The 22,961-nt window shown below is 73.9% G+C and carries 23 protein-coding genes; 2 read left to right on the plus strand and 21 right to left on the minus strand.

From position 1 onward, the window contains the following. Nucleotides 1-2: 2 nt before the first annotated feature. Complete coding sequence (gene disA, locus ACPYN7_RS13165; RefSeq protein WP_058875374.1) at nucleotides 3-1,079, plus strand: DNA integrity scanning diadenylate cyclase DisA; 1,077 nt, start codon at nucleotides 3-5, stop codon at nucleotides 1,077-1,079. Between the two features lie 16 nt (nucleotides 1,080-1,095). On the opposite strand, the gene ACPYN7_RS13170 is transcribed toward disA, so the two are convergent. Continuing rightward, nucleotides 1,096-1,833 carry a hypothetical protein gene (locus ACPYN7_RS13170; RefSeq protein WP_231738457.1) on the minus strand — a complete coding sequence of 246 codons (738 nt, stop codon included), beginning with the start codon at nucleotides 1,831-1,833 and terminating at the stop codon, nucleotides 1,096-1,098. Between the two features lie 24 nt (nucleotides 1,834-1,857). Here ACPYN7_RS13170 and ACPYN7_RS13175 point away from each other — a divergent pair, with 24 nt between their 5' ends. Beyond that, on the plus strand, nucleotides 1,858-2,835 hold the full coding sequence (locus ACPYN7_RS13175) for an A/G-specific adenine glycosylase (protein WP_058875293.1): 978 nt from the start codon (nucleotides 1,858-1,860) through the stop codon (nucleotides 2,833-2,835). Here ACPYN7_RS13175 and ACPYN7_RS13180 read toward each other — a convergent pair. The 20 genes from ACPYN7_RS13180 to dacB all read right to left on the minus strand — a co-directional run. Then, entirely contained in the window at nucleotides 2,819-3,346 is a 528-nt protein-coding gene (locus ACPYN7_RS13180; protein ID WP_058875292.1) for an amino-acid N-acetyltransferase, read from the minus strand. The two genes, ACPYN7_RS13175 and ACPYN7_RS13180, sit on opposite strands and share 17 nt — an antisense overlap. A gap of 53 nt (nucleotides 3,347-3,399) precedes the next feature. Continuing rightward, nucleotides 3,400-5,964: an ATP-dependent Clp protease ATP-binding subunit gene (locus ACPYN7_RS13185; RefSeq protein ID WP_424347940.1), complete on the minus strand. Its 2,565-nt coding sequence runs from the start codon at nucleotides 5,962-5,964 to the stop codon at nucleotides 3,400-3,402. A 336-nt stretch (nucleotides 5,965-6,300) separates the two neighbouring features. Further along, the gene (locus tag ACPYN7_RS13190) at nucleotides 6,301-6,630 is read right to left on the minus strand and encodes an Lsr2 family protein (protein WP_368825969.1); all 330 of its coding nucleotides are present in this window, start codon (nucleotides 6,628-6,630) and stop codon (nucleotides 6,301-6,303) included. Between the two features lie 263 nt (nucleotides 6,631-6,893). Beyond that, nucleotides 6,894-7,109 (minus strand): hypothetical protein, encoded by a 216-nt coding sequence (locus ACPYN7_RS13195; RefSeq protein WP_058875289.1) that lies wholly within the window; start codon nucleotides 7,107-7,109, stop codon nucleotides 6,894-6,896. Between the two features lie 76 nt (nucleotides 7,110-7,185). Further along, nucleotides 7,186-8,709 (minus strand): lysine--tRNA ligase, encoded by a 1,524-nt coding sequence (gene lysS / locus ACPYN7_RS13200; protein ID WP_368825967.1) that lies wholly within the window; start codon nucleotides 8,707-8,709, stop codon nucleotides 7,186-7,188. Nucleotides 8,710-8,753: 44 nt separating this feature from the next. Next, nucleotides 8,754-9,614 (minus strand): pantoate--beta-alanine ligase, encoded by an 861-nt coding sequence (gene panC / locus ACPYN7_RS13205; protein WP_424347941.1) that lies wholly within the window; start codon nucleotides 9,612-9,614, stop codon nucleotides 8,754-8,756. Then, a complete protein-coding gene (locus ACPYN7_RS13210) occupies nucleotides 9,611-10,558 on the minus strand; it encodes a Rossmann-like and DUF2520 domain-containing protein (protein ID WP_424347942.1) in 948 nt (315 codons plus the stop codon). Before ACPYN7_RS13210 ends, panC begins: the two co-directional genes overlap by 4 nt. Further along, entirely contained in the window at nucleotides 10,555-12,069 is a 1,515-nt protein-coding gene (locus ACPYN7_RS13215) for a PH domain-containing protein (RefSeq protein WP_424347943.1), read from the minus strand. Before ACPYN7_RS13215 ends, ACPYN7_RS13210 begins: the two co-directional genes overlap by 4 nt. After that, a complete protein-coding gene (locus ACPYN7_RS13220; RefSeq protein ID WP_368825963.1) occupies nucleotides 12,066-12,647 on the minus strand; it encodes a PH domain-containing protein in 582 nt (193 codons plus the stop codon). The genes ACPYN7_RS13215 and ACPYN7_RS13220 overlap by 4 nt, the downstream gene beginning before the upstream one ends. Then, nucleotides 12,589-13,158 (minus strand): DUF3180 domain-containing protein, encoded by a 570-nt coding sequence (locus ACPYN7_RS13225; RefSeq protein WP_424347944.1) that lies wholly within the window; start codon nucleotides 13,156-13,158, stop codon nucleotides 12,589-12,591. The genes ACPYN7_RS13220 and ACPYN7_RS13225 overlap by 59 nt, the downstream gene beginning before the upstream one ends. A 12-nt stretch (nucleotides 13,159-13,170) precedes the next feature. Next, a complete protein-coding gene (gene folK, locus ACPYN7_RS13230; protein WP_424347945.1) occupies nucleotides 13,171-13,701 on the minus strand; it encodes a 2-amino-4-hydroxy-6-hydroxymethyldihydropteridine diphosphokinase in 531 nt (176 codons plus the stop codon). A 1-nt stretch (nucleotide 13,702) separates the two neighbouring features. Continuing rightward, nucleotides 13,703-14,164: a dihydroneopterin aldolase gene (folB, locus tag ACPYN7_RS13235; RefSeq protein WP_082697234.1), complete on the minus strand. Its 462-nt coding sequence runs from the start codon at nucleotides 14,162-14,164 to the stop codon at nucleotides 13,703-13,705. After that, nucleotides 14,161-15,132, minus strand: a complete 972-nt coding sequence (gene folP, locus ACPYN7_RS13240) for a dihydropteroate synthase (RefSeq protein WP_424347946.1) — start codon at nucleotides 15,130-15,132, stop codon at nucleotides 14,161-14,163. The genes folB and folP overlap by 4 nt, the downstream gene beginning before the upstream one ends. A 4-nt stretch (nucleotides 15,133-15,136) precedes the next feature. After that, entirely contained in the window at nucleotides 15,137-15,883 is a 747-nt protein-coding gene (gene folE / locus ACPYN7_RS13245; RefSeq protein WP_368825958.1) for a GTP cyclohydrolase I FolE, read from the minus strand. A gap of 11 nt (nucleotides 15,884-15,894) precedes the next feature. Then, on the minus strand, nucleotides 15,895-18,003 hold the full coding sequence (gene ftsH, locus ACPYN7_RS13250; protein WP_424347947.1) for an ATP-dependent zinc metalloprotease FtsH: 2,109 nt from the start codon (nucleotides 18,001-18,003) through the stop codon (nucleotides 15,895-15,897). Between the two features lie 190 nt (nucleotides 18,004-18,193). Next, on the minus strand, nucleotides 18,194-18,745 hold the full coding sequence (hpt, locus tag ACPYN7_RS13255) for a hypoxanthine phosphoribosyltransferase (protein WP_058875281.1): 552 nt from the start codon (nucleotides 18,743-18,745) through the stop codon (nucleotides 18,194-18,196). Further along, nucleotides 18,735-19,859 carry a tRNA lysidine(34) synthetase TilS gene (gene tilS, locus ACPYN7_RS13260; RefSeq protein WP_424347948.1) on the minus strand — a complete coding sequence of 375 codons (1,125 nt, stop codon included), beginning with the start codon at nucleotides 19,857-19,859 and terminating at the stop codon, nucleotides 18,735-18,737. Before tilS ends, hpt begins: the two co-directional genes overlap by 11 nt. Then, a complete protein-coding gene (locus ACPYN7_RS13265) occupies nucleotides 19,856-20,335 on the minus strand; it encodes a hypothetical protein (RefSeq protein WP_058875279.1) in 480 nt (159 codons plus the stop codon). The genes tilS and ACPYN7_RS13265 overlap by 4 nt, the downstream gene beginning before the upstream one ends. 174 nt (nucleotides 20,336-20,509) lie before the next feature. Beyond that, nucleotides 20,510-21,664 (minus strand): zinc-dependent metalloprotease, encoded by a 1,155-nt coding sequence (locus ACPYN7_RS13270; protein ID WP_424347949.1) that lies wholly within the window; start codon nucleotides 21,662-21,664, stop codon nucleotides 20,510-20,512. A 45-nt stretch (nucleotides 21,665-21,709) separates the two neighbouring features. Continuing rightward, the coding region (gene dacB / locus ACPYN7_RS13275; RefSeq protein ID WP_424347950.1) for a D-alanyl-D-alanine carboxypeptidase/D-alanyl-D-alanine endopeptidase at nucleotides 21,710-22,961 on the minus strand (1,252 nt) is incomplete at its 5' end.

The raw sequence follows: 22,961 nt of genomic DNA on the forward strand, positions 1-22,961 counted from the left end.
CCGTGGCGAAGACCCCTGAGAACGCACTGCGCAAGACGCTGGCCCGCATCGCGCCCGGCACCGAGCTGCGCACCGGTCTCGAGCGGATCCTGCGCGGGCGCACGGGCGGGCTGATCGTCCTCGGCTTCGACCGCTCCGTCGAGACCATCTGCTCCGGCGGCTTCGACATCGACACCGACTGCTCCGCGCCCAAGCTGCGGGAGCTGGCCAAGATGGACGGCGCCATCATCTGCGACCGGGACGCCACCCGGATCCTCAAGGCCGGGGTCCAGCTCGTGCCGGACCCCTCCATCGGCACCACGGAGTCCGGGACCCGGCACCGGTCCGCGGAGCGCACCGCCAAGGAGACCGGGGTGCCGGTGATCTCCGTGAGCCAGTCCATGAGCGTCATCACGATCTACGTGGGCGAGACCCGGTACGCCATCGAGGGCTCCCAGTCGATCATGGCCCGCGCCAACCAGGCCCTGCAGACGCTCGAGCACTACAGCCACCGGATGGAGCAGGTGCTGGGAAACCTGTCCTCGCTCGAGATCGAGGCGTCCGTGACGGCGCGGGACGTGGCCCTGACCCTCCAGCGGATGGAGATGGTCCGGCGGATCTCCTCCGAGATCGGCTGGTACGTCCTCGAGCTCGGGGTGGACGGGCGGCTCATCGCCCTGCAGCTCGAGGAGCTCACCGCGGGCACCGGCCCCGGGCCGGACGTGGTGCTGCGCGACTACCTGCCCGACGGCACCCCCGCGGAGGGCATCGAGGAGGGGCTGGCGCGCCTCGCCGAGCTCACCCCCACGGAGCTCATCGACCTGCAGCGGATCGCGGTGTCGGTGGGCCTCGTCGAACCCCAGGGCAGCCTCGAGACGGACCTGCACCCGCACGGCTACCGGCTGCTGGAGGGCATCAAGTCGATGCCGCGCGCGGTGGCCAACCGGCTGGTGCGCCAGTTCGACGGCCTGCAGTCCCTGATGGCCGCCAACCTCGAGGACCTCAAGGCGGTCGAGGGCATCGGCGAGCAGCGGGCCCGCACGGTGCGCGAGTCCCTCTCCCGGATGGCCGAGACCAGCCTGCTCGAGCGCTTCATGTGAGCCGCGCGCGGCGCGCTCACTCCAGGACGAACGGCACGGGCTCCGACGTGCGCTCCCCGAGCGAGGTCTCGAGCCGGTAGTAGCCGGGCCGGGCCTCGCCCCCCGCCTCCGTGCAGCCCTCGGCGGTGCGCACCCGGTTCCAGCTCAGCCGCGCGCTCTGCTCCTGCCCGGGCTCGAGCACCACCTCCGCGTCCTCGGAGCCGGCCTGGCAGTGCCTGCTGTCGAAGACGGTGTCCGGCCCCGAGGTCACCTCGTAGACCATCTGGGAGGTGCCCGCGTTGACGCGGCAGGGGTCCTCCCCCGTGTTCTCGAGGCTCAGCACGAGGACCGGCTGCGCGTCCTCGGCGTAGCTCTCCCGGTCCGTGGACGCCCGCACGGCCAGCTCGGGACCGCACTCCTCGACCGGGCCCTCCGTGGCGGGCGCGGACCCCGCCGCGGACGCGCTCTCGTCCGGCCGCGGTGTGAAGTCCGCGAAGGGCTCCTGCGAGGCCGCGGCGGCGGACGCGGTGGCCGTGTCCGGGGCCGGGACGCCCTCCGTCTCCTCGGGGCCCAGCATGCCCGCCACGGCCGAGACCAGCCCCACGGCCACGAGCACGAGCAGCACGCCCGCGGCGAGGGCCGCCACGAGCCGGCGGCGCCGGTACACCTCGGGGCTCTCGCGCCGGGACCCGGGGTGGCGGGGAGCTCGTCCGTCGTCGTCGTGACCGTTCCCCGACCGTCCGTGGGGGGTGCTCCCGGAACCCTTCTGCGCCATGCTCCCAGGCTACAGTGGACTTCGATGAGCTCCCCGCACGCTGCCCCGCCCCCCGTCCCGGCCGCCGGCCTGCCGGATCTGCACCGGGCCGTGACCGACTGGTACGACGACGCCGCCCGGGACCTCCCGTGGCGGGACCCGGCCTGCACCCCGTGGGGGGTCATGGTCAGCGAGTTCATGCTCCAGCAGACTCCGGTGGCGCGCGTGCTGCCCGTGTGGCAGGCGTGGCTGCGGCGCTGGCCGCGGCCCGCCGACCTCGCGGCCGAGAGCGCCGGGGAGGCCGTGCGCGCGTGGGGCCGGCTCGGCTATCCGCGGCGGGCCCTGCGCCTGCACGCGGCCGCCGTCGAGATCACCGAGCAGCACGGGGGCCGGGTGCCGGCGGCGCACGACGCGCTGCTGGCCCTGCCCGGCGTGGGCGCCTACACGGCCGCCGCGATCGCGGTCTTCGCCTTCGGGGACCGGCAGACCGTGGTGGACACGAACATCCGCCGCGTGCACGCCCGGGTCGTCACGGGCCGGGCCCTGCCGGCCCGGTCGCTGACGGCCGCCGAGCTGCGGCTCGCGGAGGAGCTGATGCCGGCCGACGACGCCCTGGCCGTGCGCTGGAACCAGGCGGTCATGGAGCTCGGCGCCCTCGTCTGCACGGCCCGCTCCCCCCGGTGCGAGCAGTGCCCGGTGCGGTCGGCGTGCGCGTGGGTCGCCGCGGGCCGGCCGGAGCCGCTGGAGGCCCCCCGGGGCCAGCGGTGGCACGGCACGGACCGCCAGGTCCGCGGGGCGGTCATGGCGGTGCTGCGGGCCGGGTCCGCGCCGGTGCCGGCCCACCACCTCACGGGTCCCGTCGACGTCGCGACGGGCGCGGGCCTGCCGCCGGAGGCCCTCCGGGCCCTGGACGCGCTGCACGGGCTGGAGGCCCCGGAGGAGCAGCGCCGGCGCGCGCTGGACGGGCTGGTGCGGGACGGGCTGGCCGTCGCCGGGCCCGCCGGGGTCAGTCTTCCGGGCTGAGCTCCAGCAGCATCCGGGTGTTGCCGAGGGTGTTGGGCTTCACGCGGGCCAGGTCGAGGTACTCGGCCACGCCCTCGTCGTGCGAGCGCAGCAGCTCGGCGAAGACGTCGGGGTCCACCTGGTTCTGGTTGGGCATGACCTCGAAGCCGTAGCGGCTGAAGAAGTCCACCTCGAAGGTCAGGCAGAACACCCGGGAGACCCCCACGGCGCGGGCCCGTTCGATCAGCCCGGCCAGCAGGGTGCGGCCCACCCCGCGGCCCCGCCACGCGTCGGAGGTGGCCAGCGTGCGGACCTCGCCCAGGTCCTCCCACATCACGTGCAGCGCGCCGCAGCCCACGAGGCCGGCCTGCTCGTCGCCGACCGCCTCCACCACCAGGAACTCCTGGATGCCCTCGTAGTAGGCGACCGTGTCCTTGTTGATGAGCACCCCGGCGCGCGCCAGCGGGGCCACGAGGTCCTTGATGGCGGGGACGTCGGAGGTGCGGGCTGGTCGCAGGCGCAGGTCGGTCACGCCGCAAGTGTACGCTTGCGAACGCCGGCGCCCCTCGGCGGAGTCGGACGGGCTCAGCCCTCGGAACGGTTCTCGCCGTCACCGCGGGAGACGTCGACGTCCTCCAGACCGCCCATCGGGTCGACCATGCCGTCGCCCGTGAGGTCGGACATCGGGGTGGAGGAGAAGACCAGCTTCTGCTCGTCCCCCTCGCCGTCGGTGTCCACGAAGATCTTCTCCCCGGTGCTGATCTCCCCGAAGAGGATCTTCTCGGAGAGCTGGTCCTCGATCTCCCGCTGCATGGTGCGGCGCAGCGGGCGGGCGCCCATGGACGGGTCGTAGCCCTTGCGGCTGACCCACCGCTTCGCGGAGTCGGAGAGCTCGATCGACATCCCCTGGTCGCGCAGCCGTTCCTGCAGCCGGGCCACGAACAGGTCCACGATCTGCACGATCTCGTTCTCGGTGAGCTGCGGGAAGACGATGATCTCGTCCACGCGGTTGAGGAACTCGGGCCGGAAGTGCTCCTTGAGCTCGTCCTGCACCTTCGCCTGCATGCGCTCGTAGTTGGACGCGGGGTCCACGCCGGTCTGGAAGCCGACGGGGACGGCACGGGAGATGTCCTTGGTGCCCAGGTTCGTGGTCATGATGATCACGGTGTTCTTGAAGTCCACCACGCGGCCCTGCGAGTCGGTCAGGCGACCGTCCTCGAGGATCTGCAGCAACGAGTTGAACAGGTCCTGGTGCGCCTTCTCGACCTCGTCGAAGAGCACCACCGAGAACGGCTTGCGGCGCACCTTCTCGGTGAGCTGGCCGCCCTCCTCGTAGCCCACGTAGCCCGGAGGGGCACCGAAGAGCCGGGAGACGGTGTGCTTCTCCTGGTACTCGGACATGTCCAGGGTGATGAGGGCGTCCTCGTCCCCGAACAGGAACTCCGCCAGCGCCTTCGCGAGCTCGGTCTTGCCCACGCCCGTGGGCCCGGCGAAGATGAACGACCCGCCCGGGCGCTTGGGGTCCTTCAGCCCCGCGCGGGTGCGCCGCATCGACCGGGAGAGCGCCTTGATGGCGTCGTCCTGGCCGATGATGCGCTTGTGCAGCTCGTCCTCCATGTGCAGGAGGCGGCCCGTCTCCTCCTCGGTGAGCTTGTAGACGGGCACCCCCGTGGAGGCGGAGAGGACGTCGGAGATGACCTCGGGGGTCACCTCGGCGAGCTCGTCGCCGCCCTCGCGCCAGGCACGGTCCTTGTCGTCCCGCTCCGCGATGAGCTTCTGCTCGGTGTCGCGCAGCGAGGCGGCCTTCTCGTAGTCCTGGCCGTCGATCGCGGCCTCCTTGAGCCGCTTCACCTCGGTGATGCGGTCGTCGAGCTCCTTGATCTCCGGCGGGGCGGTCATCCGCTTGATCCGCAGGCGCGCGCCGGCCTCGTCGATCAGGTCGATCGCCTTGTCCGGCAGGAAGCGGTCGGAGATGTAGCGGGCGCCGAGGTGCACGGCGGCCTCGAGGGCGTCGTCCGAGATGGACACGCGGTGGTGCGCCTCGTACTTGTCGCGCAGCCCCTTGAGGATCTCCACGGCGTGCGCCTCAGAGGGCTCGTCCACCTGGATCGGCTGGAAGCGGCGCTCGAGGGCCGCGTCCTTCTCGATGTGCTTGCGGTACTCGTCGAGGGTCGTGGCGCCGATGGTCTGCAGCTCGCCCCGGGCCAGCATGGGCTTCAGGATGGAGGCGGCGTCGATCGCGCCCTCGGCCGCGCCGGCGCCCACGAGGGTGTGGATCTCGTCGATGAACAGGATGATGTCCCCGCGGGTGCGGATCTCCTTGAGCACCTTCTTGAGCCGCTCCTCGAAGTCACCGCGGTAGCGGGAGCCCGCCACGAGGGACCCGAGGTCCAGGGTGTAGAGGTGCTTGTCCTTGAGCGTCTCCGGGACGTCCCCGCGCACGATGGCCTGGGCGAGGCCCTCGACCACCGCGGTCTTGCCCACGCCGGGCTCGCCGATCAGCACCGGGTTGTTCTTGGTGCGCCGGGAGAGGATCTGCATGACCCGCTCCATCTCGCGGAACCGCCCGATGACCGGGTCCAGCTTGCCCTCGCGGGCCGCCGCGGTGAGGTTGCGGCCGAACTGGTCCAGCACGGCCGAGCCGGCGGGAGTGCCCTCGGACTGGCCGGCCGAGCGCACGCCGGCGCCCTCCTTCTCGGGGGTGCCACCGCCCTGGTAGCCGGAGATCAGCTCCAGCACGGTGGAGCGCACCTTCTGGGGCTCCGCGCCGAGCTTGGTCAGCACCTGCGCCGCCACGCCCTCGCCCGCGCGGATGATGCCCAGCAGGATGTGCTCGGTGCCGATGTAGTTGTGGCCGAGCTGCAGGGCCTCGCGCAGCGAGAGCTCGAGGACCTTCTTGGCCCGCGGGGTGAAGGGGATGTGCCCGGACGGGGCCTGCTGGCCCGGCCCGATGATGTCCTGGACCTGCTCGCGGGCGCCGGTGAGGGTGATGCCCATCGAGTCGAGCGCCTTCGCGGCCACTCCCTCGCCCTCGTGGATCAGCCCGAGCAGCAGGTGCTCGGTGCCGATGTAGTTGTGGTTGAGCATCCTGGCCTCTTCCTGGGCCAGCACCACGACCCGGCGGGCGCGGTCGGTGAAGCGTTCGAACATGGATACTCCTCAGTCGATGTCTGCACCCGATGCTACGCACCCGCACGGGGTAACGGGCGGCTGTTCGCCACCGGCGAGAAGACCGGTGCACCGGGGCTCGGACGGCGCCGGAAAGGGACCCGACAATTTCCGCCGTTCGCTTCCGCACCGACAAAGGCGCAGGTCATCAAAAGAATGCCGGAGAATTCCCGCCGGGAACCGCCCGCGCCCGACAGGGTCCTCCCCGCCCCGAAAAGCGGAACCGGAAAGGGGCGCCGGAAAGGGAAAAGGAGGGACCGGCGGACCGGTCCCTCCTCCTATTTCCCGGCGGCCTGTTCGGCGGCGCCGGGCCCGTTCTTATTGGTGCGCGTCGTAGTACGCCTTCTGCACGTCCTGGTGAATGCGGCCGCGGTCGGAGACCGGGTGGCCGTTCTCCCGGGCCCACTGCCGGATGGCCGCGGTGTCCGGGTTGGACTTCCCGGTGGGGCGGGCCTGCTTCGCCGTCTGCTTGCTCTGGGCGCGCCGGGCCTTGGTGATGAACGGCCGCACGGCGTCGCGCAGCTTGGCCGCGTTCTCCTCGGAGAGATCGATCTCGTACTGCGCGCCGTCGAGGCCGAAGCGCACGGTCTCCTCGGCGGGTCCGCCGTCGAGGTCGTCCTCGAGAATGATCTTCACGGTCTGTGCCATAGCTGAAACTCTCCTCCGCCTCTCGGCGCTCGTCTTTCCCCGGACGCGCCGGTGAACGGCGTGCCCCGAGGCGGTGCTGATTCCCCCGTGTCGGACCGGTTGATCCGGATCGTGAATTCCGGCGACCACCGGGAGAACGAACTCCCGGCGCCGTCGAGTTTATCCTACGATTCCGGCACGGAATTCAACAGCACGAAAAAGCGGACAAACCGGGCACCAATTCGAATTCATCGGCAAGAGCCGGGAATCAGCTCAGGAGGAGCTCAGCGATCCGTCCCGCGGTCACGGCGCGGGGAAGGGCCGAACGGCAGGTCCTCGCCGTCGCGCCGCTTGAGCTCCTCGTACCAGCGCTCGGCGTCCTCCTGCGAGCGGGACTCGACGGCGCGCTCGGTGCGGTCGCCGCGGAAGATCCAGCGGAGGACGAACCAGAAGATGATGCCGATGCTGATCGAGGGCAGCAGGACAGCGATGTATTCCATGGGTGCGATTCTCCCGGGGAGATCTGGACGGTGGCTGAGGACGGTGCGGGGCCGCGGCACGGCCGCGGCCCCGGGCTCAGTCCTGCTCCGGCTTCATGAGGGGGAACAGGATGGTCTCCCGGATCCCCAGGTCGGTGAAGAGCATGATGAGCCGGTCCAGGCCGAGGCCCAGGCCGCCCATGGGCGGGGCGCCGTGCTCGAGGGCGCGCAGGAAGTCCTCGTCGAGCCGCATGGCCTCGGCGTCGCCGGCCGCGGCCCGGTGGGACTGCTCGGTGAGCCGCTCGCGCTGGACCACGGGGTCGATCAGCTCGGAGAACGCCGTGCCGCGCTCCATCCCGCCGATGATCAGGTCCCAGGCCTCGATCAGCCCGTGCTCGGAGCGGTGCTGGCGGGCGAGGGGCTGCGCCGAGGGCGGGTAGTCGCACACGAAGGTCGGCTGGACCAGGGTGGGCTCCACGATCTCGCCGAACAGCTCGAGCACGTACTTCTCCGCGTCCCACATCGGGCCGACGGCCACCCCGTGCTCCTCGGCGATCCGGTGCAGGGCCGGTACGGGCGTCTGCGGGGTGATCTCCTGGCCCACGGCCTCGGACAGGGCGGGATAGACGGACAGCCAGCGCCACTCCCCGCGCAGGTCGATCGTGCCCCGCTCCGTCTCAATGGTGTCGACGCCCAGGGCGTCGGCGCACGCCAGGATGATCTCCTTGATCCGCTCGGCCATCGTGAACTGGTCGGCGTAGGCCTCGTAGGCCTCCAGGGTGGTGAACTCGGGGCTGTGCGAGGAGTCGACGCCCTCGTTGCGGAAGACCCGTCCGATTTCGAAGACCCGCTCGATCCCGCCGACCACGGCGCGCTTGAGGTAGAGCTCCGTGGCGATGCGCAGGGTCATGTCCTGGTCGAACGCGTTGAGATGGGTCTCGAACGGCCGGGCCGTGGCCCCGCCGTGCACGAGCTGCAGGATGGGCGTCTCGATCTCCACGTAGCCGCGGGCCACCAGGACGTTGCGCACCGTCTGGATGATCCGCGCCCGCTGCACGACCACCTCGCGGGCCTCGGGCCGGACGATCAGGTCGAGGTAGCGCCGGCGCACCCGGGTCTCCTCGCTGAGCTCGTTGTGCAGCGTGGGCAGGGGCCGGATCGCCTTCGAGGCCATGGACCAGGTGTCGGCCATGACGGAGAGCTCGCCGCGGCGGGAGGCGATCACCTCGCCGTGCACGGCCACGAAGTCGCCGAGGTCCACGAGGGACTTCCACTCGGCCAGGGACTCCTCCCCCACCTTCGCGAGGGAGAGCATGACCTGCAGCCGGGTGCCGTCCCCCTCCTGGAGGGTCGCGAAGCACAGCTTGCCGGTGTTGCGCACGAAGACCACGCGCCCGGCCACGCCGACGAACCGGCCGGTCTCCTCGCCGGGCTCGAGGTGGCCGTGGGCCTCCCGCACCTCGGCGAGGGTGTGCGTGCGCTCCACGCCCACGGGGTAGGCCTCCCGGCCCGAGTCGAGCAGCCGGGCGCGCTTGGCGAGCCGGAACTGCATCTGGTCCGAGAGCTCGGCCTGCTCGGCCTCGTCCTGGGCGGTCGGGGAGGTGTTCTGCGCGTTGGTCACAGTTGTCCAGGATAACGGGAGGGGTCAAATCCCGGCCGGGCGGCTCAGAGCACGAGGTTGTCGATCAGCCGGGTGCCGCCCACGTGGGCCGCCACGAGGGCGAGGGCGCCGGGCGCCGGCTCGACCGGCGCCAGGGTGCGGGGGTCGACGACGACGAGGTAGTCGAGCCGGACCAGGTCCTCGGCGTCGATCCGCTGCCGGGCGGCCCCGAGGTCCAGCTCCCCGGCGGCGAGGGCACGGAGCGTGCGCGGGAGCACCAGCGCGGCCCGGCGCTGCGCGGCGTCGAGATAGCGGTTGCGGGAGGACAGGGCGAGCCCGTCGTCGTCGCGCACGATGGGCACGGCCCGCACGGTGACGGGCAGGTCGAAGTCGGCGACCATCCGGCGCACGAGGAGCAGCTGCTGGGCGTCCTTCTCCCCGAAGTACGCCCGGAACGCGGCCGGCACGGGCGGGGCGGTGATGTTGAGGAGCTTGTTGACCACCGTCAGGGCGCCGTCGAAGTGGCCGGGGCGGCTCGCGCCGTCGAGCACGGAGCCGAGCCGGCCGGAGGTGACGCGCACGAGGGGTTCCCCGTCCGGGTACATCTCCGCCTCGGACGGGGCGAACACGAGGTCGGCCCCGAACCGGGAGAGCAGCTCGACGTCGGCCTCGAGGGTGCGCGGGTAGCGCTCGAGGTCCTCGTCCGGGCCGAACTGCAGCGGGTTGACGAAGACCGAGACCGCGACCACGGCGTTCTCCTGCCGGGCGAGGCGCACCAGGTGCCCGTGCCCCTCGTGCAGGGCGCCCATGGTGGGCACGAGCCCCAGCGACGGCTGCTGCGGCACCGCGCCGAGCCGGTCGGCGAGGGCCGTCCGGAACTCGTCGATGCCCCGGCAGACGCGGGGCACGGTGGTGGGCTCGCTCACGGGGTGTCCTCTCCGTCGGTGCCGTCGGTGCCGTCGGGTCCGTGGGTGAGCTCGAGGGCGGCGAGCACGGCGTCGTAGCGCGGGCGGTCCAGCAGCCCGCGGTCCAGGGCGCGGCGGGCGGTGACGCGGGCGAGGTCCAGGTAGGCCAGCAGGACGTCGTCGCCGCCGTGGCCGTGCGCGTACTCGTCGAGGGCGTCCCGGTGGGCGGCCACGGTCCCCGCGTCGCCGCGGGACACGGGACCGGTCAGCGCCGACTCCCCCGCGGCCAGGGCGTTGTCCAGGGTCGCCCGCAGCAGGGGCCCGACCGTGCGGGCGGGGTGCTCCACCCCGATGTCCCGGAGCACCTGCATGGACTGGGCCGCGACGGTCATCAGGTGGTTGGCGCCGTGGGCGAGGGCGGCGTGGTACAGTGCGCGGTCGCCCTCCGCGACCACCACGGGCTCGGCGCCCATCTCGACCACCAGCGCCTGGGCGATGGGCAGCACGGGGGCCGGGGCCGTGATCCCGAACGAACAGTCGCTCAGCCGGGCCAGGTCCAGGCTCATGCCCGTGAACGTCATCGCCGGGTGGATCGCCAGCGGGATCGCCCCGAGCCGGCGGGCCGGCTCCAGCACACCGGTGCCCCAGCGGCCCGCGGTGTGCACCACGAGCTGGCCGGCCTGCCACAGCCCGGCGTCGGCGAGGCCCTGCACGAGCCCCGGCAGCTCGTCGTCGGGCACCGCGAGCAGCACGAGCTCCGCGCGCTCGAGCACGGCCGGGACGTCGAGGACGGGCACCCCGGGCAGGAGGGCCTCGGCCCGGTCCCGGCTGGCCTCGGAGACGGCGTTCACGCCGACCACGGCGTGGCCGGCGGCGCGCAGCGCGGCCCCCAGGACGGCGCCCACCTTCCCGGCGCTGACGACCCCGACGCCGAGGCGTCCGGGGCGCTCGGACGGATGGGTCATGCTCTCTCCTGCCGGGGGGTCTGGGGGTCGCTCGGGCCGTCGGCCAGTCTACGGGCACCGGCCGCGTGCACCGCCTGGGCGGCGGCGAGCGCCCGGGCGTCCCCGGTGTCGAGGTGCGGGACCACCACGGTCACGGGCCCCGGCGTGGAGTGCAGGTGGACGTCGGCGAGGCCCAGGGCCCGCTCGAGCGGTCCCTGGCTCACGGCCACCGACTGCGTCTTCTCGTGGGGCAGCACCGCGGTGTGCCGGCTCAACCGCCCGGAGCGCACGGCGAGGACGTCGCCGGTCGCGGCGAAGCCGGTCCGGCGGTGCACCAGGGGGTCGAGCCACCGGGCCCGGCGCGGGGAGGTGGTGAACCGGCCCTGCGCGCCCGAACCGTGCAGGCCCTCCCGCAGCAGGCCCGGGAGGTCCCCGTCCCGGGCGCCGGGCAGCGCCAGGTGCAGGACCTGGTGCACCTGCGGGAGGGTGCCGACGGGCAGCAGGGTGGAGCGCATGACGTCGCTCTCCCCCGCCGCGGGGCCGTAGCCGGCCACGTTGACCCGCACCCGGTACCAGCCGAAGGGCCGCCAGAGCAGCGGCTGGTCCACGCCCAGCGCCTGGATCCGCCCGGCGGGGACGGTCTGGGAGCGGACGTCGAACAGGCCGTAGCGCACGCGCATGCCCTCGGGGACGCGCAGCAGCCGGAAGGACCAGCCCTGCTCCACGCGGCGGTAGGAGATGGCCCCGAAGCTGAGCAGCCCGGGCAGCCAGGCCGCCAGCATCGCCGGCCCGGTGCGGGAGTCGACCAGGAGGGCGACCGGTGCGGCGGCCAGCAGCACGGCCAGGGCGACGGCGGAGCCCGAGGCGAGCACGGAGCCGATCAGCCGCGGCACCGGCACCCCGAGCACCGGGCGCTCCTGGTCGCCCGTCACCGCCCAGGGCGCGGGCCGCCGCACGGGCGCGCCGGGCACGGGGGGTGCGGGGGCCCGCCCCGGGGCGGCCAGGCCGAGCCGGCCCAGCAGCTCGCCGCGCAGCGCACGGGCCTGGGGGTGGGTGAGGTAGGACAGGGACACCGCCGACTGCCCGGCATCCGCGACCTCGAACTTCAGCTCCGCCAGCCCCAGCAGCCGGGGCAGGAACGGGCGGTGGATGTCGATGGCCTGCACCCGGTCCAGCCGGGCCTGGCGCTCCTGCCGGAAGAGCACCCCGGAGCGGATCCGCACGTGCTCGGGGGTCACCTGGTAGCGGGTGAACCACCAGGAGACCAGCACGGCCGCCGCGAACAGGAGGAGCACGACCAGCACGAGCCCGGCCAGCGCCCACCAGAACACGGCGCCCATCCGGGCGGGGTCGAAGTCCTGGGGCGGCCCGGCGGCCCCGCGGCCGAGGACGGCGTTGAGGAAGTCGTCGAGGAGGATGTTGACGACGGCCCCCGCGATCACGAGCATCGCGAGCCACCCCTTGACCACCGGCGTCAGCGGGTGGACACGGTGCCACTGCGGAGCCGCCGCGGGGGCGGGCGCAGCGCTCACAGGGCCGCCAGGAGGGCCTCGCCGCGCGCGGTGAGCCGCTCGCGCAGCCGGGACGCCTCGGCGTGCTCCACGCCGGGGATCTCGGCGTGGCTGCCCACGGCGGCGGTGTGCAGCTTCACGGTGGCCAGGCCGAAGCTGCGCTGCAGCGGGGAGACCGACACGTCCACGTACTGCATCCGCCCGTAGGGGATGATCGTGACCCGCTGGTAGAGCAGGCCCCGCCGCACGAGCAGGTCCTCGCCGCGCTCGGCGTAGCCGATCGCCCGGACCCGGCGCGGGGCCAGGAGCACGGACAGCAGGCCGGCCGCGAGGGCGGCCCCGGGCGGGAGCAGCAGCAGCCCCAGGGGGGCGCCGCCCCAGACGCCCGTGACCGCCAGCACCGCCGGCCAGCCCAGGGCCACGAGCCAGAACAGGGTGGAGAGGAGGGTGGAGAGGACCACCACGGTGAGGTGCCGGGGCGAGACCCGGGTCCAGGCCAGGCCCTCGGGGTCGATCGCGGGGTTGCGCAGGGGCACCCGGTCACCGGACGTCGCGGCCCCGGGGCCGCCGACGGGCCCGGGGGCGGATCTCTCGCGCATAACCACCTTCTCCCTCGGGGCGCTCCTTCTGCCGTCCCCTACCGTACTCGGCGCTCTCCTCCGCGTCGGGATCGTCGGGCGGCAGTTTGCAGAAGCCCTCCACGATCCAGCCCACCAGCACGAGGACGAGCCCGGCCGCGGCGTGGACCAGGCTGGCCCAGAGCGGTCCCTGGTCGGAGCGCACGGCCACGAGGGCCGCCTGCTCGACGGCGACGGCGGCGTGCCAGCCCGTCAGCATCGCCCCCGCCCAGGCCACGGCCTGCGCGCCGGCCGCGGTGCGGGCCGCGACCAGCGGGTCGAAGCGCTCCGGGTGTTCCCCCTCCTGGTGCCGCTTGACCCGCACGCCGAGCACCAGCAGCGCCGCGGCGACCGCGGCGAGGGCCGCGAGCGAGGCCCAGGGCAGGATCAGCAGCGGCCCGCCCGCTCCGGTGGACAGCCGGTTCGCTGTCCAGCCGACGGCGCCGGCGGCGGCCGCGCACATCAGCAGCGCGGGGACCGTGAGCACGTGCACGGCGGCTCCTCCTCAGTCCTCGTCCCCACCGGGGGCGGGGAGCTCGCCCAGCAGGGGGGTCGTGTCCGGCCCGAGGCCCCCGAGGTCGCCCGCCCGGCGGGCCAGTTCGGCGACGCTGCGCCCCTCGAGCGTCGCGCCGGGGTCCATGAGGGCCCACGGGACGAGCACGAACGCGCGGGTGGCGGCGCGCAGGTGCGGCACGGTGAGGTCCGGCTCGTCCAGGCGGAGGTCGCCGTAGACCACGATGTCGACGTCGAGGGTGCGCGGACCCCACCGCTGGGTCCGGGTGCGGTGGTGGCGCTCCTCCACCTCCTGGCAGGCCCGGAGCAGCCCGAAGGGGCTCAGGTCGGTCTCCACCTCCACGACGGCGTTGAGGTAGTCCCCCTGCCCGGCCGGTCCGCCGACCGGCTTGGAGCGCACGATGGGCGAGGCTCGGGTCAGGGTGATCCGCGGGTGGGCGGCCAGGTCGAGGGCGGCCCGGCGCAGGGTGGCCTCCCGGTCGCCGAGATTGGCGCCGAGGGCGAGGACGGCCAGGGTGCCCATCTCAGCGCTCCCGGTAGATCGTGACGGACACGTCGGAGAACGTCACCTCGATGGGCGCCTTGGGCTTGTGCACGGTGACCTCCACCGCCTCGAGCGGGAAGCGCTCGAGCAGCCGCCGGGCGATGCGGTCGGCCAGGGTCTCGAGCAGGTTCACGCTGGGGCCGATGACGATGTCCCGCACCTCCTCGGCGACCTCGCCGTAGTGGGCGGTCAGGGCGACGTCGTCCGAGGCCCCCGCCGCGGACAGGTCCAGGTACATGACCAGGTCCACGAAGAAGGGCTGCCCGCTGCGCTTCTCCTGGTCGAAGACCCCGTGGTAGCCCACCGCGCCGACCCCCAGGAGGTTGATCCGGTCGCGGCGGTCGGGGGACCGCGTGGAGGACGCCGGCACGTGCTGGCGGCCCGCCCGGTCCCCGGCGCGCACCCGGGCGGCGTCCGGGCCCTCCTGCGGCGCCCGGTTCACCGGTGCGCTCCCGGGGATCCCGCGGCCGGCGCGCCGGCGCCCGCGCCGGAGTCCGCGCCGGTGCCCGCGGCGGGGCGCAGGAGCGCCGGCTCGACGCCGCGCCAGGCGTGCGCGGCGACCACGGCGTCGGCGCTCGCGCGCACGTCGTGGACGCGCACGCACCACGCGCCCGCGTGCGCGGAGAGCGCGCTGATCGCGGCCGTGGCCGCGTCCCGCCCGGCGGCCGGGCGCGGCACCCCGTCCTGCTCGAGCAGGGTGCCGAGGAATCGCTTGCGGGACGCGGCCACGAGCACCTTGTGGCCTCCGGCCGTGAAGCGCGGCAGCGCCCGGAGCAGCTCCCAGTTCTGCGCCCCCCGCTTGTCGAAGCCCAGCCCGGGGTCCAGGACCAGCCGCTCGGGGGCCAGGCCGGCGGCCAGGCAGCGCTCCCGCAGCGCCCCGAGCTCCCCGAGCACCTCCCCGGCGACGTCGTCGTAGACGGCCCGGGAGTCCTGCACGTCGGGCAGCCCCCGGGCGTGCATGAGGACGTAGGGCGCCTGCCGCTCGGCGACCAGGTCGATCATGTCCTGGCCGGCGGCGAGTCCCGAGACGTCGTTGACGATGTGCGCGCCGGCGTCCAGGACGGCCTCGGCGGTCGCGGCGTGGAGCGTGTCGACGCTGAGCACCGCCCCCGCGGCGGCGAGGGCCTCGACCACGGGCAGGATCCGGCGCCGCTCCTCGGCGGGGTCGACCCGCTCGGAGCCGGGCCGCGTGGACTCGCCCCCGACGTCCACGATGTCGGCGCCCTCGGCCATCATGCGCAGCCCGTGCGCGATCGCGGCCTCGTGCCCGGCGTGCTCCCCGCCGTCGCTGAAGGAGTCGGGGGTGACGTTGAGGATGCCCATGACCAGCGTGCGCCCGGTGGGCAGGGCCTCGAAGGAGCCCCAGCCCGGGGGCCGGTGCGCGGGGTCGGTGCGGCGGAGGGTCGGCACGTGCTCAGCGCCCCAGGATGAGGCTCATCGCCTCGGCGCGGGTGGCGGTCTCGCGCAGCTGGCCGCGCACGGCCGAGGTCACGGTCATCGCGCCGGGCTTGCGCACCCCCCGCATGGACATGCACAGGTGCTCGCACTCGATCACCACGATCACACCGGCCGGCTGGAGGTGCTCCACGATGGCCTCCACGATCTGGGTGGTCAGCCGCTCCTGGACCTGGGGCCGGCGCGCGTAGAGGTCCACGAGGCGGGCGAGCTTGCTCAGACCGGTGACCATCCCGTCGTGGCCGGGGATGTAGCCCACGTGGGCGTGGCCGTGGAACGGGACGAGGTGGTGCTCGCAGGTCGAGTAGAAGGCGATGTCCTTCACCAGGACCATCTCGGAGTGGCCGATGTCGAAGGTGGTCCCGAGCACCTCGGCGGGGTCCTGGTGCAGACCCGCGAACATCTCCGCGTACGCCCGTGCCACGCGCCCCGGGGTGCCCTGCAGCCCGTCCCGGTCGGGGTCCTCGCCGATCGCCAGCAGCAGCTCCCGCACGGCCGCGGCCACCCGGGGCTGGTCCACCGCGCCGGCGCCGGCCTCCAGCGCTGGGGCGGGGTCGGGGTACGGCGGCTCGAACGCCTCCGCGCGCGGGTCGTGCGCGGTCGTCTGCTTCGTGCGGGCCTCGTGGGGCAACGCGCCCTCCTTCGGGGTCGACCGGGTCTGCCGGGCGGAACGGGGGTCGGCGGACGCGACCGGCTGTCGCTCCATCCTAGGCCGGTTCAGTCCGTGCCCGGCGCCGGGGGGGTCCGGGTGCTGCTCGAGGAGCCCGCGCCCTCCTCCGGCGGCACCGAGTGCCCGCGCTCGGGGACCTCGAGGGGGTGCTCCGGCTTGGCGGCGGCCGCCTGGTCCTGCGGGGCCAGCGTGGCGGGGTCCTGGGCGTGGATCCGGCGGGCCTCCTCGCGCTCGGCCTGCGTGACCACCGGCGGGTCCTCGGAGAGCGGGCGGGTGTCCTTGGACAGCCACACGGGCCGCAGGTCCCGCTTGCGGATGTCGTGGAAGATGTCGGCGATCTGGGCCTCGTTGAGCGTCTCCTTCTCGAGCAGCTCGAGGGCGAGCCGGTCGAGGACGGGACGGTTGTCCATCAGGATCGCGTGCGCCTCGTCGTGGGCCTGCTCGAGCAGGGCCCGCACCTCCTCGTCCACGATCGCGGCGGTGCGCTCGGAGTACTCCCGGCCGGAGCCGGCGGCGTCCCGGCCGAGGAACGGCTCGGAGCTGTCCCCGCCGAGCTTGATCGAGCCCACGCGGGCGCTCATGCCGTACTGGGTGACCATCTTGCGGGCCGTGTCGGTGGCCTTCTGGATGTCGTTGGAGGCACCGGTGGAGGGGTCCCGGAACACGATCTCCTCCGCCGCGCGCCCGCCCATGGCGTAGGCCATCTGGTCGAGCAGCTCGTTGCGGGTGGTCGAGTACTTGTCGTCCATGGGCATGACCATGGTGTAGCCCAGGGCCCGGCCGCGGGGCAGGATCGTGATCTTCGTGACCGGGTCCGTGTTGCGCAGGGCCGCGGCCACGAGCGCGTGCCCGCCCTCGTGGTAGGCGGTGACCTTGCGCTCGAGCTCCTTCATGATCCGGCTGCGCTTCTGCGGGCCGGCGATCACGCGGTCGATCGCCTCGTCCACGGCGCGGTCGTCGATGAGCTGGGCGTGGGAGCGGGCGGTCAGCAGGGCCGCCTCGTTCATCACGTTGGCGAGCTCCGCGCCCGTGAAGCCGGGGGTGCGCTTGGCCACGGCGGCGAGGTCCACGTTGTCCGCGAGCGGCTTGCCCTGGGAGTGCACCCGGAGGATCTGCAGACGGCCCTTCATGTCCGGTGCGTCCACGCCGATCTGCCGGTCGAAGCGCCCCGGGCGCAGCAGGGCGGGGTCGAGCACGTCCGGCCGGTTGGTCGCGGCGATCAGGATGACGTTGGTCGTGGCGTCGAAGCCGTCCATCTCGACGAGCAGCTGGTTGAGGGTCTGCTCGCGCTCGTCGTTGCCCCCGCCCATGCCGGCGCCGCGCTGGCGGCCCACGGCGTCGATCTCGTCCACGAAGATGATGGCCGGCGCGTTCTCCTTGGCCTGCTGGAACAGGTCGCGCACCCGCGAAGCCCCCACGCCCACGAACATCTCCACGAAGTCGGAGCCGGAGATCGAGAAGAACGGGACACCCGCCTCACCGGCCACCGCCCGCGCGAGCAGGGTCTTGCCGGTGCCGGGCGGGCCGTAGAGCAGCACGCCCTTGGGCACCTTCGCGCCGAGGGCGGTGAAGCGCTCGCGCTCCACCAGGAACTGCTTGATCTCGTCGAGCTCCTGCACGGCCTCGTCGGCGCCGGCGACGTCGGCGAAGGTCACCGTGGGGTTGTCCTTGTCGAACATCTTGGCCTTCGAGCGGCCGAAGCGCATCACCTGGGACCCGCCGCCCTGCATCCGGGAGAACACGAACCAGAAGATGGCCAGGATGATCAGGAACGGGAGCATGAAGCCGAGGAGGTTCGTGAACCAGTTCGACTCGACGGGCTGGTCCGTGAACCCCTCGAGGTCCGCCGCGTTCATCGCGTCGACGACCTCTTCCCCGCGCGGGGTGACGTAGTAGAACTCCACGCTGCGCCCGAGGTCCCGGCCGTCGAGGGAGAGGTCCTCCTCCAGCTGGAGCTCGACCTTCTGCTGGCCGTCGTAGATCTTGGCCTCGGAGACCTGCCCGTCCCGGAGCAGCTGCAGCCCGACGTTGGTGTCCACGCGCCCGGAGGAGCCCGTGGTCAGCGTGCCGACCAGGGGGAACAGGATCAGAGCGGCCAGCAGGACCCAGAACCAGGGTCCCCTGAAGAAGTTGTTGGGTTTTTTCGCCGTGGCCAAGCCGCTGATCCTCCCGTGGATGGTTGTCCGGCCCCCTCGAGCCGGGGCCCGCCCAGGGCCGGGGGTCCAGGGGACGCAGACCTACAATGTACAGCCCGGACTCCGGCTCCCGCCCCGGACGGGCCGGGAGTTCCCTGTCAGCGGACAGCCCGCCCGGGAACCGCCGCGGGACGCCCGCCGGGGCCTCGGCTCACTCGTAGACGTGGGGGGCCAGGGTCGCGATGCAGTCGAGGTTGCGGTACTTCTCCGCGTAGTCGAGCCCGTAGCCCACGACGAACTCGTTGGGGATGTCCCAGCCCACGTACTTGACGTCGATGGAGGTCTTCGCCGCCTCCGGCTTGCGCAGCAGCGCGCAGATCTCCACCGAGGCGGTGCCGCGGGACTCCAGGTTGGCCCGCAGCCAGGACAGGGTCAGCCCGGAGTCGATGATGTCCTCGACGATGAGCACGTCCCGCCCCGTGAGGTCGGTGTCGAGGTCCTTCAGGATGCGGACCACGCCCGAGGACTTGGTCCCGGAGCCGTAGGAGGACACGGCCATCCAGTCCATGGGGTACTGGCCCTGGAGCGCCCGGCACAGGTCCGCCATGACCATCACCGCACCCTTGAGCACGCCCACGAGCAGGACGTCCCGGCCCCGGTAGTCGGCGTCCACGGCCGCCGCGAGCTCGGCGATCCTCGTGTCGATCTCTTCCTTGGTGTACAGGACCTCGGTGAGATCCCCCTGGACGTCCTCAGCCTTCACGGCGCTCCTCGTACGATGCGGATGCGGGTCGGGTGGCGCTCGCGGGGACCGCGGGCCGCGGGCGGACGAGCTCCAGGTGCCCCGGGCCACGGGTGCCCGCCGCCGGGCGGCGGCGCCACACGGACACCTTACCCGCCATCTGCACGGGCCCCGCGGCGCCGTGCCCCGCGGCGAACTCGTCCAGCGCGCCGAGCCGCTCGTAGGCGGGGGTCTGCCCGCCGGCGGCGACCACGGCGGCCGACAGGGCGCGGCGGCGCAGCGCGGGGTGCGCGGCCCGGAGCGCGGCGAGGTCGAGGGCCAGGGAGCCGGGCAGCGCCGGGGCCGCGGCGCGGGCGCGCTCGAGCAGCTCGGCCGCCGTGCCCTCGAGGTAGTCCGCGTCCGGGCCGAGGATCGCCGCCGAGCGGGCCAGCGCGCGGGCCAGGCCGGGGCCGAGCTCGTCCTCCAGCAGCGGGAGCACGCGGTGGCGGACCCGCGAGCGCATCAGGGTGGTGTCCCGGTTCGTGGGGTCGTGCCAGGGCTCGAGCTGCTCGGCGGCGCAGATCTGCAGGGTCTGTTCGCGGGAGAGGTCCAGGAACGGACGGAGGTAGGTGACGCCGTCGAGCTCGCGCACGGGCGGCATCCCGGCCAGCGAGCGGGTACCGGAGCCGCGGGCGAGGCCCAGCAGCACGGACTCCGCCTGGTCGTCCAGGGTGTGGCCGAGCAGGACGGCGTCGGCGCCCGTGCGGGCCACGGCCTCCGCGATGCCCGCGTAGCGGGCGGTGCGGGCGGCCATCTCGGGTCCGCCGGCGTCCCGGCGCACGGTCACGGCAGTGACGACGACGGGCCCCAGCCCGGTCCGCCCGAGCGTGCGGGCGGTGCGCGCCGCGACCGCCGCGGAGTCCTCCTGCAGGCCGTGGTCGACCACCACCGCGCCCACGCGCAGCGTGCCGCGCCGGGCGAAGTGGGCCGCCACGGCGGCCAGCGCGAGCGAGTCCGGCCCGCCGCTGCAGGCGACCAGCACGAGCGGCGGCTCCCCGGAGCCCCGGGGGACGTGCCGCCGGACGGAGTCGAGCACACGGCGCCGCCCCGCGGCGACGTCCGGGGACAGTCGGCCGCGGCGGGCGAACTGGGTCACCGGCGGGCGTCCTCGCGGTCGCTCGCGGCCTGCTGGTTCTGCGACTCCCGCACGGCCAGGCGCACGACCTTGGCCAGGGTCGGGGCGGTCTCGCCGAGCAGGTCCAGGGCCGCCTCGAGCTCGTGCCGCGGGACCACGTGGGCCAGGGCCGCCACGGCGTTGGTCTCGCTGTGGATGCCGGCCTGGATCTGCGTGGTGGACAGCACGGGCTGCGACGCCTCGACCGCGGAGAGGGTCTCCTCGATGTCCGGGGTGCCGATGCGCTGCTCCAGCATCACCAGGCGTTCGTAGACCGCCGGGTTGCCGATCTTGATCCGGCGGCCGCTGTTGAGCTGCGACAGCATCGGGGCGGAGAGGCCGAGGACCTCGGCCAGCCGCCGCTGGGTGATGCCGTAGGCCTGGACGACCGTGCCGAAGCGCTCCGACAGGGGCTGGCCGTACAGCTTGACCTGCTGTTCGATATTCTCTGTGCTCACGTAAAGATTTTGTCACACAATGGTGATCCGGCCTATCGCGTGTCGCGCTGTGACCGGGACCTCACGGGCGGGTCACTCCGGTCACTTTTTCAATGAATGTGCATGTCAACCGGGGGTGCGCCGCCCTTACCACACTTTCGGCGCCCGTGTGGCGGCGCCGGTCCGGGAAGGCGCTCAGGCAGGGCCCAGCACGCGCTCGACCCAGCGCTCGGGGGCGTGGATCTCCGCCTCCGTGGGCAGGTGCTCCGGCGCCTCCCAGATGCGGTTGAACCGCTCCAGCCCCACGGCCGCCACCACGGTCGAGACGAACTGCTGGCCGTCGCTGTACTGGCGCATCTTCGCGTCCATCCCGAGCAGGCGCCGGACGAAGCGGTCGAGGCTGCCCTGCAGCTCGGAGCGCCGCTCGAAGCGTCGCCGGATCGTCTTCACGGAGGGCACCACGGAGGCGTCCACCCCGTCCATCACGAAGTTCGCGTGCCCCTCGAGCAGGCTCATCACCGCGGTGAGGTGGGAGAGCACCTCCCGCTCCCGCCTTCCCATGAGCAGCCCCACCACGCCGAGGGACGCCTTGGGCTCTCCCGCCGAGCCGCGCCCGGGCAGGGACCGGACCGCCTCCGTGAGCCGCGCCCCGAGGGTCTCGGCGTGGCCCATGAGGGAGTCCGCGAGCTCGTTGATCTGCTCGATCATGTGCTCCCGCAGCCAGGGTGCCGCGGCGAACTGGACGCGGTGGGTCTGCTCGTGCAGGCAGACCCACAGCCGGAAGTCCTCCGGCTCGACGTTGAGCTCCCGCTCGACCGTCAGGATGTTGGGCGCCACGAGCATCAGCCGTCCACCGGGGTGCCGCTGCGCGGCCACGGCGGAGACGAGCCCGGCGTACGGGTCGTACTGGCCGAGGACCTTCGCCGAGAGGAACCCCAGCACCGCGGCCATCTCCATGGCGGTGGCCGTGCCGCCGAGCGCGGTGGCGGCCGCGCCGAACTGCTCCGGGCGGCGCCGGCGCAGCGCCTCCACCGCCGGCTCCATCAGCACCTCGAAGGCCTGGGCGTTGGCCTTGGACCAGCCGGCCCGGTCCACGACCAGCACCGTGGAGTCCCGCAGGTCCCGCGCGGCCTCCAGACCGGTGATCCGGTGGACGTGGTCCACGGACGCCTCGGCGTGCCGGCGCAGGGAGGCCACGGCCGTCTGCATGGCCCGGGCGGACATCCGCGGCCCCGGCGGGGTGAGCCGGGCGGCGGCGGAGGCCGCGAGGTCCCACCGGACGATCCCGGGCGCCTCCGTCTCCGGGGTCTCCGTCTCCGGGGTCACCGGGGGTCGTTGTGCTGCGCTCATGGCCTCATGCAACCACACGCGCCTGGGAGCGCCCGCCGCGGCCCGTCACAGTCGGGCCAGGGCCGCCACCGCGCGGTCCACGGCGTCCCGGGCCGCGGCCGGGTCGGTGACCTCGTTGAGCAGCACGGAGAACGTCAGCAGCCGCCCTCCGTCGGTGGTGACGTGGCCGCCGAGGGAGACCACGGAGTTCAGCGTGCCCGTCTTCGCCCGAGCCAGGCCCCGCCCGGGTCGCTCGGCGTCGTCGTCGAACCGGTCGGCGAGGGTCCCGCTGCCCCCGGCCACCGGAAGGGCCCGGGCCCCCGGGACCAGTGCTCCGGTGGGGTCGGTGACCATGGCCCGCACGACCTGCTCCAGCGCGCGGGCGGGGATCCGGTTGCCCAGGGACATCCCGGACGCGTCGGACAGCTCCACGCCGGCCGTGCCGACGCCGTGCGCCTCGAGCGCCTCGGCCGCGGCGGCGCGGCCGCCGGCGATGCTCGCGGGCCGGTCCGCGGCCCGGGCCGCCAGTCGCGAGAGGACCTCGGCGAGGTGGTTGTCGGAGTCCCGCAGCATCAGCCCGGCCTGCTCGGCGAGCGGCGCGGACTCGACGGCGGCCAGCTCGGCCGCCCCCTCGGGCGCCCGGCCGGGCGCGACCTCGGGGACGGGCGCCGGCACTCCGTGCGCGCTGAGCCGGGCCGCGAGCTCGGCGGCGAAGACCTCGGCGACGTCGCGCGCCGCGTCGGCGGGCCGCGCGGCGGAGGGGCCCTCCCCCGCGGGCACGCGGTGGGACCAGAACGCCATGGGCGCGACGGGCCCGATCTGCCCCGCCGCGACGTCGCCCGCGGCCCAGGCCCCGTTGAGGGCCGGGCCGGTGAACAGGCTCGCGTCCCACCGCACGGTGCCGGGCCCGCCGGTCCCGCGCTCGGCGAGGGCCCGGGCCGTGGCCTCCGCCAGGGTCCGGACGCCGGCGCGGCCCAGCACGGCGTCCGGGTCGGAGCGGCCCGGGCTCAGCAGGGTGTCGCCGCCCGCCACCAGCACCACCGTGCCCGGCTCCTGCCCCTGGACCACCGTGGTGCGCAGCCGCTGCCGGGGATCGGCGTGGGTGAGCAGGGACAGCGCCGTGACGAGCTTCTGGTTGGAGGCGGGGACCAGGGGCACGTCCGGGTCCCGCTCGAGCAGCGGCGTCCCCGTGAGCGCGTCGGCCACCAGGACGGAGCGCCGCCCGGCGGGCGCGCCGGCGAGCGCGGGGTCCACGGCCGCGGCCACCTCCGCGGCGCCGGGCACGGGGGCGGCCGGGTCGGGGCGCACGGCCCCGGCC

The organism is Kocuria sp. CH-021 (genome assembly GCF_049716185.1).
In the GTDB taxonomy this organism is placed as follows: domain Bacteria; phylum Actinomycetota; class Actinomycetes; order Actinomycetales; family Micrococcaceae; genus Kocuria; species Kocuria cellulosilytica.

Bases quoted from the DNA above. Each gene is read 5' to 3' on its own strand.
- ACPYN7_RS13170 (WP_231738457.1), bottom strand. From the start codon at position 1,833: ATGGCGCAGAAGGGTTCCGGGAGCACCCCCCACGGACGGTCGGGGAAC.
- ACPYN7_RS13175 (WP_058875293.1), top strand. From the start codon at position 1,858: ATGAGCTCCCCGCACGCTGCCCCGCCCCCCGTCCCGGCCGCCGGCCTG.
- ACPYN7_RS13185 (WP_424347940.1), bottom strand. From the start codon at position 5,964: ATGTTCGAACGCTTCACCGACCGCGCCCGCCGGGTCGTGGTGCTGGCC.
- ACPYN7_RS13190 (WP_368825969.1), bottom strand. From the start codon at position 6,630: ATGGCACAGACCGTGAAGATCATTCTCGAGGACGACCTCGACGGCGGA.
- ACPYN7_RS13195 (WP_058875289.1), bottom strand. From the start codon at position 7,109: ATGGAATACATCGCTGTCCTGCTGCCCTCGATCAGCATCGGCATCATC.
- ACPYN7_RS13210 (WP_424347942.1), bottom strand. From the start codon at position 10,558: ATGACCCATCCGTCCGAGCGCCCCGGACGCCTCGGCGTCGGGGTCGTC.
- ACPYN7_RS13220 (WP_368825963.1), bottom strand. From the start codon at position 12,647: ATGCGCGAGAGATCCGCCCCCGGGCCCGTCGGCGGCCCCGGGGCCGCG.
- folK (WP_424347945.1), bottom strand. From the start codon at position 13,701: ATGGGCACCCTGGCCGTCCTCGCCCTCGGCGCCAATCTCGGCGACCGG.
- folE (WP_368825958.1), bottom strand. From the start codon at position 15,883: ATGGAGCGACAGCCGGTCGCGTCCGCCGACCCCCGTTCCGCCCGGCAG.
- ACPYN7_RS13270 (WP_424347949.1), bottom strand. From the start codon at position 21,664: ATGAGCGCAGCACAACGACCCCCGGTGACCCCGGAGACGGAGACCCCG.